The following is a 13,507-nucleotide window of genomic DNA, read 5'->3' as shown; positions in this document are numbered from 1 at the left end:
CCTGCCGATCCTTACGTATTATATTTTTCATAAATATTCGTACTTAAATATCTTTCACTACTGTCAGGAAAAACAGTAACAATATTCGTTCCAGGCTTCGCCTGCTTTGCTTCTCTCAAACAGGCTTCAAAAGCTGATCCAGAAGAACTACCAACAAGTAATCCAACCTTTTGTGAAAGCTCTTTGACCCTTTCAAAGGCATCTTTATCGGTGATGGTGTGAACAGCATCAAAGTATGACGTATTCATATATCTAGGAAGAAACTCCATCCCAATTCCCTCGGTATCGTGAGGACCTGGTTCTCCCCCATTTAATATTGAACCTTCTGGCTCGACAATGATGGTTTTCACATCGGCATTTTTCTCCTTTAAATAACGAGCGGTCCCCATAAATGTACCACCAGTTCCTGCCCCTGCTACAAACACATCAATTTGCCCTTCTAAATCTTCATATATTTCTGGCCCTAATGATTCATAGTAAGTATTTGGATTCGAAAAGTTATCAAATTGTTGCGGGCAATAAGAGTCAGGCGTATGTTTTAATAATTCCTTCGCCCTTTCAATTGCCCCTTTCATTCCTAACTCCGTAGGTGTATTCACAACAGTTGCCCCAAGTGCTCGCATTAATGATTGTTTCTCAACACTAAACTTTTCAGGTGTTACAAAAACAACTTTATAATTCGTTCCTACAGCTGCGAGAGCTAAACCTATCCCCGTATTCCCTGCAGTTGGCTCAATAATGGTTCCTCCTGGCTTTAATTGACCAGTTTTTTCCGCATCTTCAATAAGCTTTTTTCCTAACCGGTCCTTTACACTACCGCCTGGATTAAAATACTCTAACTTAGCGAATATACGAACATCATTCGGGAGATCAAATTGATGGATTTCAATTAATGGGGTTTTACCAATTAATTGTTTTACATCTCTCACAAAATTCATAATATCCTCCAGATTTATGCGAAGACTTCTGTCCACTCATCCTTTTTCGCTAACATATTCTTCGCGATTTCTTTTGCGCCATCTAAGCTATGACTTGCTGCCCAACCACACTGAACTTCATTACAGGCCGGCACTTCAGTTGCCTCTAATACATCACGTAGAGTCTTCTCCAAAACGTCTAAAACTCGCTCATAGTTGTCATCATTTATTAAAGCTAAATAGAAACCTGTTTGACATCCCATTGGGCTAATGTCAACAACACGGTCGTGATGATTTCGGCTGAATTCTGCCATCATATGCTCTAACGAATGTAAACCAGGCATATCCATATGTTCTTTATTCGGTTGGCAAAAACGAATGTCATATTTATAAATGACATCACCTTGAGCGCCTTCAGTTTTTCCCGCTAAACGGACATAAGGTGCCTTTACTTTCGTATGATCTAGGTTAAAACTTTCAACGTTCATTTTTTCCATGTCGAAACACTCCTTTTACTTTTTTATTGCTTCTATAATCCAAACAAAATCATTCATTTGCTTAAATTGTACCGTAAATCCATGACGAAGAAAAATTGTTTCTAATACATCTATTGTTGTGTAATATTCCGTTTTTAAGTCATATGCTAAGTTCAGAAACTGTTCACGTTCTGCATTTTCAATAAATCTTTGTTTTTCCGCGTCATCTCGAAAGACCGTATCTGCAAATACCACTTTTCCCCCGGATTGTAATAAATCTGAATATGTTTTGATTGCTACATTTTTCTCGTCATTTGTTAAATGATGAAAAGCATAAGAGCTTACAAATGCATGAATCGTTTTATCAATAGGAAAATTGAGAAAATCTCCATCTAAGATTTGCACATTTGGCACCTTTTTCAAGGCAATTTCCCTCATTTTAGGGGATGGTTCAATTCCAATTACTTCGCACTGTTGCTCTTGCAACAACTTCGTTAAATTACCTGTTCCTGCTCCAAATTCGATAATATGTCCTTTTACACGTTTTGCAACCTCGTTTAAGATTTTATCATAATGCCGAAATACTTCCTTATACTCTATATTCGTTCCACTAACGGTTTCATCATATGATTGTGACCAATCATTGAACAAGTCAATAAATTCTCTTCCCATATAGGAACCTCCTCACTTATAAAGACTAATAATTCCTATTGGTATACTATGAATTAAATGGAAACAATGATAATTATATCACACCCATTTTTTAGATGTAAATTTATATATTTTAAGAAATTTGACCATGTACGCTATTATGTAACACATTTTCCCTGTCTATTTTGGGTGGGAAGGGCTTTGTATAAATGAATTGATTTACTATAGGAGAAAAAATCCGTAAAATAGGAAGAAGTCTACACAAATCACAAAGATACACTTCAACTAAAAGGAGTTTAGATATATGAGTATTCAACAGTTACCAAAAGAAATATTAGCGTCCATTGAAGAAAAGAAAAAAACGGATCATACTTTTGAGCATTTATATACGAGTGGAGGCTATTTAGAGTCTAACGAATTATTAGATCATACGGTTATATCCCTTTATTTAGGTAAAAACATTCTATTAAAAGGACCTACCGGAAGCGGGAAAACGAAGCTTGCAGAAACGTTAGCTTCAACATTTCATACACCAATGCACAGTATTAATTGTTCTGTAGATTTAGATGCAGAAAGCTTGCTTGGCTTCAAAACTATCCAACAAAAGGATGGCTTTTCATCTATTGAATTTGTTGAAGGGCCTGTGATTCAAGCAATGAAGAATGGCCACATCTTATATATTGATGAAATTAACATGGCAAGACCAGAAACTTTGCCAATTTTAAATGGAGTATTAGATTATCGTAGAACGATTACGAATCCTTTCACAAATGAAGTAGTGAAAGCTCATCCCGATTTCCGTGTAATAGCGGCGATAAACGAAGGATATATTGGTACTACGCCACTCAATGAAGCTTTAAAAAACCGTTTTGTTATGTTTCAAGTGTCCTATTTAACAGGAGAGAAATTAAAGCAAGTGATTCAAAGTCAAACAAAGTTAGAAAGTGCACAACTTATACAGTCTATGGTACAACTGGCTGAAGATTTAATTGGGGAAGCGAAAAAAGGAAAACTCTCTGAGGAGGCGGCCTCTACAAGAGCATTATTGGATGCTTGTGATTTGGCTTTATATGTATCTCCTTTAACCGCGATTACCCATGCTATAGCAGAGAAATTAGATGATGAGCGGGAAAAAATGCTTGTTTTAAATCTTGCGGAAACGTATTTTAAGGGTTGATAAAACATGACGTTTGTAGAAAAAGATGTCAACTATTTTATGTTTATGCAATTAACCGATTTGGCCTATGCATTTACGAAACAAGATGTTGAAATTGAATATAATCAAGTTTCATTTCTTGATGTATACAACAAATTAATTACGATTAGTAGCTTTTGGGAACAGCGTACTTCCGAACAACATCTCGGAGAAAAAAGTGATATCTATCTACGTGCCATCGGTAATCTCCATTATACAAATAAGGGTGCATTAGAACGCTTTTTCCAAAAGCATCAACAAAGTCCGAATTGGTTATTCCGAAAGCAATTATTAGCTTTATTAGAAGATTTACGGTTAGAGGATTTGATTAAACGAAAACGACCAGGGACTGAACAATCTTTTCAATTTCGAAGGCAATCGTATGCTCAGTTCTTCTTAGACCAATTGAAAGTGAACCAAAGTCGTGGCTTTAAAGCGGATACGTTATTTTCATATATTGCTTTATCTTTGTTTCAATCAAAACTAACAGAAGTTAACTTGCCCTTCCACGAAGGTACGCTTCGGTCGATTAAAGAGAAAGTGTTTACAGTATTCGAGTGTAATCATACTGATGATGTCATGACTATTGTAGAGCAGATTGGGATCCTTACAAATGAAATACTACCTAATGACATGATTAACGCATACTTTACGTTGCCTATGATACAGCCAATACAGACAGAAAAAACGGAAGAAGATGAAGCGATTGACGAATTGCTCCCCACTTGGAGTATGGAACGGAAAAAAGAAACAAAAGAAACCTTCTTACAGTTTGATTTAAGTGAAGGTGATCAACCATCTAATAATTATAATACGGGGAGAGAAAGTGAAGCTACCGATCAGGTAATGGGATTAGTGGAAGGTAGTGCCCAACAAAGTGATCTCCATGATCACTCTCAGTCTGCCCTCGATACGTTAGATACAGAAGAAAACTTCCATAAAGGTTCAGAAAATCGCTATGCAGTTGCAATCGAAGAGCCGATTGAGGATGTAACAGCAGTAGAAAAAGAACAATATTTTGCATTGAAACAAAAAATATCAGCGGAGAAAAGGAAGCTGACAAAGTATCTTCAAAAATTACTTGAGCGAAAACGGGAAGACGAGACCCGTCGCCTTCATTTTGGAAAACTTGATCGTAATGTAACCCGATTCTTTACGAATGACAATCCGAAAATGTTTATAAAAAAGGAAGAAAGTAACCAGTTTGATTGCTCCTTCCTCTTACTAGTCGACTGTTCTTCTTCGATGAACGACAAAATGGAACAAACAAAAGAGGCAGTAACGTTATTTCATGAAACGTTAAAAGGTATGGGTATTTCCCACTCTGTGATTGGCTTCTCTGAAGACGGTATTGAAAGTGATGACACGTATCAGCCAAATATCTTTCAACATTTTATCCCCTTTCCTCTTAGTACAACAAAGCAAGTTGGACCAAACATTATGAAGCTTGCACCAATGGAAGATAACCGTGATGGTTTTGCCATTCGCTATGGGATGAAAGAAATGTTAAGACAGAAAGAACAAAAAAAATTCATTATTGTTATAACAGATGGCAAGCCTGCTGCCTATAATTATTATCAAAATGGAGTTTTTGATACGAAAGAGGCAGTGATGGAAGCGAAAAAAGCGGGAATTGATACGATTGGCATCCAAATTGGAGACGATGGGGAGCACCTGCAAGAAATGATGGAAGCTATTTATAACAATCAGTATATGACCATTGATGAAATGAATATGGCAAGTGCACAGTTTGCGGCACTTTTACGGAAATTACTCGTTCATTCCGTTCCACAATAATTACGATAAAGATTGGTTTAAATCATTCATGATTTGTTGGAGGTCATGTAACATAAGTGGAACATCTTCTTTATTCAACATTAAAGGGATTTGGTCATTAACAGTTATTACACAAGATTCTTGTTCTTCATTTGTTTTCATTAAATAATGGTATAATGTTTTCATTTGACGATCATTTATTATCGATTGGGTATCAATGTTTTTCACTTGTGTTAACAAAAATTCATTTGAATTCAAATCACATTCACCATGTATAAGTTGCCCTTCAAATCTTTGCATGCTTTTTCACCCTTTATGTCTTATTTTTCTTATTTTGAAAAGTTGCCACCATTTTATACAACAAAAAACTGCACTCCAATTGTGTCTAACAATCGGGGTGCAGTTTTTTGCGCAATAGCTCAACCTCTGTTCTAAAGTCAAATCTTATGTAAGAAATATTACTAATGATTTTCATCATTGGGACGCCAACGACACGAATTACCTCACTTTTTTTCCTTGCTCTCTATGATTCATAATCAACTATTATAAATGTAAAAAGTCAGCCCAAATTTAACTAACGGGTTCAGTTTTGGGAGAGAAAAATGCTAATAACAAACCAGTTACTTTCTTTGTAATAAATCACAATATATTTACATTTGATTATTTGACTTCAATAACAAAAGCGTAGGACGAATCAGCTTCTAAATCTTCATAGTCCCATCTTGCATGTACTTCATAATAGTACACTCCTTGTTCAGTAGGTACCGTCAATGACTGGTTATACAACTCTTCTTCGCCTTTTTTCATTCGAGTTACTGAGGTATTATTTGGTTTTGGTTCGTAATTAAATATAATGTTTATTTCAGCAGTCTTTGGAACTATTGTTGGTTCTTTTCTTTCAACAATTTCTGGAATAGAAGGAGTGTCAGCACACTCATACCAACAATAACCTCCCCTTACAACGGGAATATCAACTAAATCTATCTCAACTTCAGGAATTGGTGGTTTAGTAGTTCCCTCTAGTTTATTCCCTGAACAACTTACGATTAATAGGAGTGTACCTATCATCAAAAATAAGAACAGTATCTTTTTCACTCAACAAATCCCCTCATTAATATGTCGTATTTATAAACCGCAACTCAACTATCCTGCTCCGTTAGTACAAAAACTTCAACAAAAAAAGCATTAACCCTTCTTTGGTTAACGCCCCGTTTTTTTTAAAAAAACTTACATTATTTTTCGTAATCATTAAACCATTTCTTTACATCGACATACTCATTTACGGACTTAATTTCACTTGAGTTTATTTGCAATGTCTTATTTTTATAGCTAATTCCAAAGTGACCAATATTCACATCTTTTTCATATAATGCTTCAAGGAGTCGAAATGCCTTTTTCATTTCTGTTTCTTCGTTCTCTTTAGTAATCTTAGTATGATTCATAGCGATGCCAATTTCTAAAGTTACGATATCTCTAAAATTAGGTACATTTGAGTTCTCTGTAACATGGGGGGCTATAAAATCCTTAACCTCTACTGCATGGTTTATTCTATTAGGAAATATATCTTCTATAATAGGACTTATCTCATTTTTTGCTTGATACCTCCACATTTCATAGTGATACGCATCATCAATTTCATTTAATTTCGGATTTTGTCCTATGTGAAATGTTACTTCTGGGTAATTCTTAGAAAAGGCGTATGCGTGATATGTTCCTCCGTGTAGAAAATCATATGAGATTTCTTTTATGACGAAATCCTGATTATATTTATCTTCTAAATATGTCTCAAACTTACTTTTATATGCAATCATGTCCCATGGTGTACCGTAAAAGAAGTAAAAAATAAATCCCATAATACTAAATAAAACGACGGCGAAAACAAGAATTTTTTTTGATTTCAGAAATCCCATAGTTTCACCTCTTTTACAATTTCACATCATTCATTCAATAACTTTAGTTCGTTTGCATTCCTTTTTAAATATTCCTGCCTCGTTAGTTGAATTACCTTTTCTACTTCTCTCTAAATATTTTAACATAAAATCCCAAAAAACCTTCCAAAAAACAAGATAACTCATTATTAGCATCGAAAATGATGTATAAAAATGCATAGTTTTTAACACTCGTTTTAGCACCATAATTTCACTCTGTACATAAATTTATGTATGTTTGTTAATAAGGCTTCTATATATATCGATTTGGGTGTTAAAACCAGATAAATCTGTCATATCAATAAAAAAAGAAGTACGAAACGCTATGCGATTTGTACTCCTTTTTAGTGTGTTATTTATTGTTTTCTCTCCCGTTACTGAACCAATTAAGATTTAACTGGACTGTTTTCTTCATGTATTGAGACCGAATGTTTACTTGTGAGACAATGCCTCGACTAACACATCCAAATTACGATACATTAAACTGAAGTAATCTTCTCCATTTTCTATATCATCATCTGTTAATATAGCCAAATTATGAATACGTAAAACTTCTAAATTCATTTCTTCTCGTATTAAATCTGCTACTTTAGGCGTCACATTTTGCTCAAATAAAATATGATGTAACTGTAGTTCATCTACGAGATTTAATATATTTTCAATTTGCTTTTGAGATGGTTCTGAAGACGGAGATAACCCGGTTACTGCTATTTGTTCAAGACCATAGGCTGCTTCCCAATATCCAAATGCAGCATGGGATACGAGAATTTTCTTTTCGTCTTGTTCAAGTATATGATGGTGAAAGGCTTCATCAAGTTTTTTTAGTTCTTCCTTTAGTGATGCGAAGTTTGCTTCAAATTCTTCTTTAGCTTCAGGCTTTAATTCAATCAGCACATCTTTAATATTTTCAGCCATTGTAATGGCGTGAGTAGGATCTAACCAAATGTGTGGGTCATCATCACCATGGTCGTGTCCTTCATGTTGCTCTTCATACTCGTCATGGTTTTCTTCACCATGTTCATCATGTTCCTCGTGCTCATCATGGTTTTCTTCACCGTGTTCTCCATGTTCCTCGTGCTCATCATGGTTTCCATCGCCGTGTTCATCATGTCCTTCATGATCCTCGTCATGTTCATGATTCTTTACATTAATTCCTTCTGATGCTTCAAGAACGATTACATTTTCACGTTCAATAGCGTTTGATATTTTCTCCGCATATGTTTCTAATCCAAATCCATTCATAATGAACATATCGGCTTTTGCAATGTTTACAATCATCTTCGATGATGGTTCAAATGTATGTGCATCTCCTCCTGCCGGTAAGATTGAGCTAACACTTACATGTTCCCCACCAATTTGTTCAGCAAAAAATTGCAATGGATAAATCGTTGTATATATTGTTAGATTCTCGTTTTCATCTTTTTCATTTGAAGCTGATGTAGAGCAAGCTGCTAGACTAATAGTTAGAATTAGTATAAATGATAGCAGTACATTCCGTTTCCCCATATGGTTTTCACTCCTCTTTATTTAATCCAAAGTGATTATATCGTAATGATTACGATTTGTAAATGGTAATTGTTACGATTTATGAAAAGATAAAAAAAATCAGGGAAGTTCCCTGAATTAATGACAAGATGGACATTTTCCATATACTTCAAATTTATGGTTTTGAATCTCAAAGCCGTTTAATCGCCCACTAACCTCTTCCATCGGACATATATCAATTGGACTGGTTGAGCCACACTCAGTACAAATAAAGTGGTGGTGATGCCCCACTGTGTCACAATGGAAGCGAAAGTGCTGCTCACCATTTAGCTGTGTTGATTCTAATATTCCTATATCTACAAGGGCGTAAAGATTACGATAAATTGTATTGTAACTAGCACCAGGGAAATCTTCCTGAAACTGCTCAAAAATTTCTTTTACGGGCATATATTCCTCTTTTTGTTGAAATAATTTCAACAGTTTCTCTCTCTGTTTTGTCTGTTTATAACCGTTATCCTTCATAATTGTTAAGGCTCTTTGATAGTCCAACTTTGACTCATCCTTTAACGATATCTTTTTATCAACATTATAATAGACGTAGCACAAATTGTATACATTAACTGTTTTTTATGTGTTTTTTTGTCTAAAGTTCTTAAAACTTTTTTGAAATTTCGGTTGAGTGTTTCCCAATTATCTAGTAAAATAACCCACTGTGTAATTTTTTAGAAAGGGCGATATCATGAGTTTTATGAAATTACTAGAGAACGAAACGAATGAACGTGATGCAAAAGAAGTCCTTGATGATCTAGAATTTCAAATGTTCCGCATGAGAGAAAATATTATAAACATCGCCAAAAAATGGGATGTTGTAGGTATTGAACAAACGAAAAAAGATGAATGGACGGTTATTTCCACTTATGATGATGGCAACAATTGCAAAATTATGTTGAATGATTGTCAAACTTCATTTAAAGGGAACTGGGACTTTTTATTAGAAGCAGAATATAAGGATGAAAATACAATTCATATCGCTGATATTAAAGGCCCAGCGGATAAAGGTTACGGTTCAGTTGTTATGAATTATTTAAAAAATATAGCCCGTCAACAAAATATACAATATATTACTGGTGATATAGTAAAGAGAGACTGGGATCACATAGGACGACTAGAACACTTCTATAAGAAACATTATTTTGATGTAATAATCGACTTTGAAGAGAAGTATGGGACAATTATATGGAATGATTAAAAAGACCAATTCTACTACAGAATTGGTCTTTCCTACATACACTTTAACAGTTGTCACCCTGTTATGTACTTGCGTTATTGTTTCTTTTTCGCTCGAGCATCTGCTTCTTTTGCTCTTTCCTGTGCTTCTAAATCGTCGTGATCTGCTAATTCCCTGGAAAACTCAATATCCCGACCACCTTCTACAGTCCTTTTGCGTATATCCTCACGAGAATTTCCCTCCATCTTCAACCTCCTTTCTCATCACTTTATATTTTTAATATGTGTAAAATCTTGCATATTTATCCTTTATTTTTCCTTAACATAGAACGAAGCACCATCAACAACTTCTATACTCGGTTCTTTCTTTAAGGCTTCCATTAATTTAAATAAAGCGTGGTCTTTCATTTTCGCTTCAATCATACAATCGATTTGATCAACACTTCCATTTACGTCGTGAACAAATTGCAAGAACATTTTCGGATCAATATAATTTGCATGATGGCGAAACTGTTCCGAGCTTTTAGGGCTTGAAATGTGCATTTTGATTGGATATGGAGAGTGCTCCCACGTTGTTAAAATACGCTCCCATTCCGCTTGCCAATCTGTTTGAAGGTGATTAGCTAAATGGTGATGAAGATCAAAGACCATAGGAATATTTAGTTTTTCACAAACATAAAGCACATCCTGGATATTGTACGTTTTATCATCATTCTCTAACATAACCATGTTTTGTATTGTACGAGGAACAGTACCCCAATTGGATACAAACCTTTCTAACGATTCTTCTTTATCTTTATATGCCCCACCAAGGTGAATGACACATCGATGAGTACTATCCAGACCCATACCTTTTAATAATAGTCGATGATACTTTAACAATATAATAGAAGATTTCAAATTATGTTCGGTAGGACTATTCAACACGACAAAGTGATCCGGATGAAAATCAATACGCATTTGTTTCTCGGTAGCAAATTTTCCTAATTCCTTAAGATCCTCCTTTATAGGACGAATGAAGTTCCACCCTCTAAGTTCATCATGTGTAGCTAAAGGGACAAGCTTTGAACTTAGACGAAAAAAACGAATGTCGTGGGCGGCATTATGTTTTAATAACCGTAAACAATTGTTGATGTTGGTTTTAGCTATTAATTCTAATTTACGGACTGCAGCTTCACGGTCCCGTATTTTTTCAAATTGATTATACGTCATCGTTTGTGATGGTGAAGCATTCTTCACATGTACACTCATAGCAACGTAGCCAAGTCTAAATAACGTCATAAAAATCACCTTTTATCTTTTGTCAATTACTTATAGAGTTTGCGAAACGGCATATATTTATGAAAACAAAAAGGCATGCTCTAACATGCCTTTTTGTCACCTACTTTTCCTTATTTATAAGCTTTACAATATGTTCTTTTGGATCCCAGCAACGGAATTGATAAGAAGGCTTCGTTTCGTAACCTAAACGAACACAACGATACACCATACCTGATGGTTTTTGTTTTATCGCTTCAAAGTGAATGCACGTTGCACAACAATGATAATCTTTCAATCAATTCCCTCCCCGAAAACATCTTGTTACATTTTACGTATAAAATATATCTAAATGATCCCACATTTGTTCTAACTGATCCAATTTCTCTTTAATGTCAATTTGTTTTTTGTTTCCTAATTGCGTAATGATTGCGTTAATTAAACTAAGGGGCGCAACAAATGAATCGATAAAACTCGGCATTCGGCTCGATGCTGTTAATGAAATATCCGCGTTTGGGACAAGAGGTGACAATAAATTGTCTGTTAAACAAATCGTCGTTGCCCCTCTTTGTTTTGCGTAAGCAAAGCTTTGGACTGTACTTTTCGTATAGCGAGGGAAACTTATGCCAATTACGACATCTTCTTTATCAAGGTTATAAAATCTTTCGGAAATTAACTCGTATGAGGTTACATTTTCTACATTATCTAATACAATTCGTAAATAATAGTCCATAAAAATCCCTAATGACATGGCACTTCGGTTTGCTAGAATATAAACTTTCCGTGCATGTAGCAAAACATCAACAGCTTTTTGAAAAGAGGACACATCTAATGAGCGAATCGTATCTTGAATATTGTCCATATCATCTTGGAAAAGGTCAAATATAGATCGATTTTGATCATTGTATACTTTTGAAGACATTTGTAACCGTTCTGTTGTCGTTAACTGTTTTTGTAAGGAGTCCTGCATCGCTTGTTGAAACTCAGGGAACCCTGTGTACCCAATAAAGGTGGCAAACCGAACAATCGTTGCTTCACTCACATTTGTCAATTGTGCAAGTTTCCTAACAGTCAGGAACGGTACATTCGTCGGATTTTCGAGTATATACGTAGCAATTTTTTCTTGCGACTTACTCATACTTGGAACTTTTTCTGCAATGAGTTGATAAACGTTTGCCATAACGTAGGACTTTACCTCCTTAACCGGCGTAAAACATGTTCATGCTTAGCAATCGTAAGTGCTATATCTTCTTCTGTATGGGCGGTTGATAGTGAGTAACGATTTAATGGTTTCGTATAAATACCTAAATCAAGTAATTCATGATCAATTTGTTTGCGTAATTCCATGTTTACATGTTTCATATCGCGATAATTTTTGATAGGTTGATCAGCTAATATGATATTAAATATACTTCCCATCCCTACGGTTTGCATAGGAAAGCCATACCGGGAATATACATCCTCTAATCCGCAGCGCAATTGATTCGTCGTTTTAATAAGACGTTTCATCGTTTCCTGACCCTCTAGTAAGTGTATTGTTTTTAACCCAGCTGCTAAAACGGTAGGATGACCATTATACGTTCCACTATGAAACAATGTTTCTTGTGGATTACTTGATCGACTTCCAGCTGTTAAAATGTCTTTTCCCTTATTTGGAGCACTCATCATCATGATATCTTCTCTACCACCGACTGCTCCTATAGGGAACCCTCCCCCTAACACTTTTCCAAGTGCGGTAATATCAGGTTTTATATTGTATTCTTGTTGTGCCCCACCTAAAGATATACGAAATCCTGTTTTCACCTCATCAAAAATTAGCAAAATATTTAATTGTTTCGTTATCCTTCTTATCCCTTGAATAAATTCGTTATTTGCCGGGATAAATCCTCCTAATATCGGTTCCATAATAATTGCCGCTATCTCATGTCGATGCTTCCATAAAAGATTCTCACATGCTTCTAAGTCGTTAAACGGGAGAATAATGGTATTCTCTACGTAATAATCGGGTATTCCTTTTGATTCTGGCACAGGATTTGGTTGTTCCGCAGACCCAGCTTCTTCAATACTTGGATTTACACTTACTAAAAATTGATCAGAACCACCGTGATAATGCCCTTCAAATTTTGCTATTTTCTTTTTATTCGTATAGGCCATTGCTAATCTTGTTGCTAATAATGTTGCCTCTAAACCGGAATTTGTATATCTGACCATATCAATACTAGGGTACAATTGAACGAGTTTTTTTGCCATTTCTGCCTCTAAACGGTGTGGTGTTCCAAAAATCGTAGTTCCCATCTTTTCTATTTGCGCTTTAACTTCTTTCATCACTTCTTCATGACCATGACCATGTATTTGTGCACCATAACATAGTAAATAATCTATATATTCATTGCCGTCCACATCAAATAATCTGCTCCCTTTTGCGTACTCCATCACAATTGGGTTTGGTTCAAAAAATTTAATATTAGCCGTTACACCACCAGGCATTACTTGTTCAGCTTCATGAAACAACGCCTTAGAAGTCTTTCGCTTGCCTCCATGAAGTGAAACATCATCAATCATCAACGTAAGTTCTCCCTCCATTTGAAATAATAA

At 35.3% G+C, this 13,507-nt stretch carries 16 protein-coding genes; 3 read left to right on the top strand and 13 right to left on the bottom strand.

Annotated features, from left to right (window positions below; translation table 11 throughout):
* Nucleotides 1-11 precede the first annotated feature (11 nt).
* The 3 genes from NLW78_RS04815 to NLW78_RS04805 are packed head-to-tail and all read right to left on the bottom strand — an operon-like array spanning nucleotide 12 to nucleotide 2,065.
* Nucleotides 12-938 carry a PLP-dependent cysteine synthase family protein gene (locus tag NLW78_RS04815; RefSeq protein ID WP_254495849.1) on the bottom strand — a complete coding sequence of 309 codons (927 nt, stop codon included), beginning with the start codon at nucleotides 936-938 and terminating at the stop codon, nucleotides 12-14.
* 14 nt (nucleotides 939-952) lie between these two features.
* The gene (locus NLW78_RS04810) at nucleotides 953-1,414 is read right to left on the bottom strand and encodes an S-ribosylhomocysteine lyase (RefSeq protein WP_254495848.1); all 462 of its coding nucleotides are present in this window, start codon (nucleotides 1,412-1,414) and stop codon (nucleotides 953-955) included.
* Nucleotides 1,415-1,429: 15 nt separating this feature from the next.
* Nucleotides 1,430-2,065 (bottom strand): class I SAM-dependent methyltransferase, encoded by a 636-nt coding sequence (locus tag NLW78_RS04805; protein ID WP_254495847.1) that lies wholly within the window; start codon nucleotides 2,063-2,065, stop codon nucleotides 1,430-1,432.
* Nucleotides 2,066-2,348: 283 nt separating this feature from the next.
* Between NLW78_RS04805 and NLW78_RS04800 the strand changes: the two genes are divergently transcribed.
* Together NLW78_RS04800 and NLW78_RS04795 are read left to right on the top strand one after the other, a co-directional pair.
* Nucleotides 2,349-3,221: an AAA family ATPase gene (locus NLW78_RS04800; RefSeq protein ID WP_254495846.1), complete on the top strand. Its 873-nt coding sequence runs from the start codon at nucleotides 2,349-2,351 to the stop codon at nucleotides 3,219-3,221.
* A gap of 6 nt (nucleotides 3,222-3,227) precedes the next feature.
* Entirely contained in the window at nucleotides 3,228-5,036 is a 1,809-nt protein-coding gene (locus NLW78_RS04795) for a vWA domain-containing protein (RefSeq protein WP_254495845.1), read from the top strand.
* Here the strand turns inward: NLW78_RS04795 and NLW78_RS04790 are convergent, their stop codons facing one another.
* The 5 genes from NLW78_RS04790 to NLW78_RS04770 all read right to left on the bottom strand — a co-directional run bounded on the left by NLW78_RS04790 (nucleotide 5,037) and on the right by NLW78_RS04770 (nucleotide 8,977).
* The gene (locus NLW78_RS04790) at nucleotides 5,037-5,315 is read right to left on the bottom strand and encodes a hypothetical protein (RefSeq protein WP_254495844.1); all 279 of its coding nucleotides are present in this window, start codon (nucleotides 5,313-5,315) and stop codon (nucleotides 5,037-5,039) included. It abuts the gene before it with no gap.
* 360 nt (nucleotides 5,316-5,675) lie between these two features.
* A complete protein-coding gene (locus NLW78_RS04785; RefSeq protein WP_254495843.1) occupies nucleotides 5,676-6,110 on the bottom strand; it encodes a hypothetical protein in 435 nt (144 codons plus the stop codon).
* A 137-nt stretch (nucleotides 6,111-6,247) separates the two neighbouring features.
* Complete coding sequence (locus tag NLW78_RS04780) at nucleotides 6,248-6,925, bottom strand: hypothetical protein (RefSeq protein WP_254495842.1); 678 nt, start codon at nucleotides 6,923-6,925, stop codon at nucleotides 6,248-6,250.
* 450 nt (nucleotides 6,926-7,375) lie between these two features.
* Nucleotides 7,376-8,449, bottom strand: coding sequence for a metal ABC transporter solute-binding protein, Zn/Mn family (locus tag NLW78_RS04775; protein WP_254495841.1), 1,074 nt, complete (start codon nucleotides 8,447-8,449; stop codon nucleotides 7,376-7,378).
* A 117-nt stretch (nucleotides 8,450-8,566) separates the two neighbouring features.
* Nucleotides 8,567-8,977 carry a Fur family transcriptional regulator gene (locus NLW78_RS04770; protein ID WP_302328414.1) on the bottom strand — a complete coding sequence of 137 codons (411 nt, stop codon included), beginning with the start codon at nucleotides 8,975-8,977 and terminating at the stop codon, nucleotides 8,567-8,569.
* Nucleotides 8,978-9,167: 190 nt separating this feature from the next.
* Here NLW78_RS04770 and NLW78_RS04765 point away from each other — a divergent pair, with 190 nt between their 5' ends.
* Nucleotides 9,168-9,677, top strand: coding sequence for a hypothetical protein (locus NLW78_RS04765; RefSeq protein ID WP_254495840.1), 510 nt, complete (start codon nucleotides 9,168-9,170; stop codon nucleotides 9,675-9,677).
* A gap of 74 nt (nucleotides 9,678-9,751) precedes the next feature.
* On the opposite strand, the gene NLW78_RS04760 is transcribed toward NLW78_RS04765, so the two are convergent.
* The 5 genes from NLW78_RS04760 to NLW78_RS04740 form a co-directional block, all read right to left on the bottom strand.
* A complete protein-coding gene (locus NLW78_RS04760) occupies nucleotides 9,752-9,901 on the bottom strand; it encodes a YfhD family protein (RefSeq protein ID WP_254495839.1) in 150 nt (49 codons plus the stop codon).
* 63 nt (nucleotides 9,902-9,964) lie between these two features.
* Nucleotides 9,965-10,936 carry a UV DNA damage repair endonuclease UvsE gene (uvsE, locus tag NLW78_RS04755; RefSeq protein WP_254495838.1) on the bottom strand — a complete coding sequence of 324 codons (972 nt, stop codon included), beginning with the start codon at nucleotides 10,934-10,936 and terminating at the stop codon, nucleotides 9,965-9,967.
* A 100-nt stretch (nucleotides 10,937-11,036) separates the two neighbouring features.
* Nucleotides 11,037-11,210, bottom strand: coding sequence for a hypothetical protein (locus NLW78_RS04750; protein ID WP_254495837.1), 174 nt, complete (start codon nucleotides 11,208-11,210; stop codon nucleotides 11,037-11,039).
* A gap of 33 nt (nucleotides 11,211-11,243) precedes the next feature.
* Nucleotides 11,244-12,092: a MurR/RpiR family transcriptional regulator gene (locus NLW78_RS04745; RefSeq protein WP_254495836.1), complete on the bottom strand. Its 849-nt coding sequence runs from the start codon at nucleotides 12,090-12,092 to the stop codon at nucleotides 11,244-11,246.
* Between the two features lie 11 nt (nucleotides 12,093-12,103).
* Entirely contained in the window at nucleotides 12,104-13,474 is a 1,371-nt protein-coding gene (locus NLW78_RS04740) for an aspartate aminotransferase family protein (protein WP_254496092.1), read from the bottom strand.
* Nucleotides 13,475-13,507: the final 33 nt, after the last annotated feature.

This window comes from Salirhabdus salicampi (assembly GCF_024259515.1).
GTDB classification, from domain to species: domain Bacteria; phylum Bacillota; class Bacilli; order Bacillales; family Alkalibacillaceae; genus Salirhabdus_A; species Salirhabdus_A salicampi.
This window is presented reverse-complemented; position numbering and strand designations above follow the sequence as displayed.

Excerpts from the sequence above, each read along its gene's own strand:
- NLW78_RS04815 (WP_254495849.1), bottom strand. The coding sequence starts at position 938 with ATGAATTTTGTGAGAGATGTAAAACAATTAATTGGTAAAACCCCATTA.
- NLW78_RS04810 (WP_254495848.1), bottom strand. The coding sequence starts at position 1,414 with ATGGAAAAAATGAACGTTGAAAGTTTTAACCTAGATCATACGAAAGTA.
- NLW78_RS04805 (WP_254495847.1), bottom strand. The coding sequence starts at position 2,065 with ATGGGAAGAGAATTTATTGACTTGTTCAATGATTGGTCACAATCATAT.
- NLW78_RS04800 (WP_254495846.1), top strand. The coding sequence starts at position 2,349 with ATGAGTATTCAACAGTTACCAAAAGAAATATTAGCGTCCATTGAAGAA.
- NLW78_RS04795 (WP_254495845.1), top strand. The coding sequence starts at position 3,228 with ATGACGTTTGTAGAAAAAGATGTCAACTATTTTATGTTTATGCAATTA.
- NLW78_RS04790 (WP_254495844.1), bottom strand. The coding sequence starts at position 5,315 with ATGCAAAGATTTGAAGGGCAACTTATACATGGTGAATGTGATTTGAAT.
- NLW78_RS04780 (WP_254495842.1), bottom strand. The coding sequence starts at position 6,925 with ATGGGATTTCTGAAATCAAAAAAAATTCTTGTTTTCGCCGTCGTTTTA.
- NLW78_RS04775 (WP_254495841.1), bottom strand. The coding sequence starts at position 8,449 with ATGGGGAAACGGAATGTACTGCTATCATTTATACTAATTCTAACTATT.
- NLW78_RS04765 (WP_254495840.1), top strand. The coding sequence starts at position 9,168 with ATGAGTTTTATGAAATTACTAGAGAACGAAACGAATGAACGTGATGCA.
- NLW78_RS04760 (WP_254495839.1), bottom strand. The coding sequence starts at position 9,901 with ATGGAGGGAAATTCTCGTGAGGATATACGCAAAAGGACTGTAGAAGGT.
- uvsE (WP_254495838.1), bottom strand. The coding sequence starts at position 10,936 with ATGACGTTATTTAGACTTGGCTACGTTGCTATGAGTGTACATGTGAAG.
- NLW78_RS04745 (WP_254495836.1), bottom strand. The coding sequence starts at position 12,092 with ATGGCAAACGTTTATCAACTCATTGCAGAAAAAGTTCCAAGTATGAGT.
- NLW78_RS04740 (WP_254496092.1), bottom strand. The coding sequence starts at position 13,474 with ATGATTGATGATGTTTCACTTCATGGAGGCAAGCGAAAGACTTCTAAG.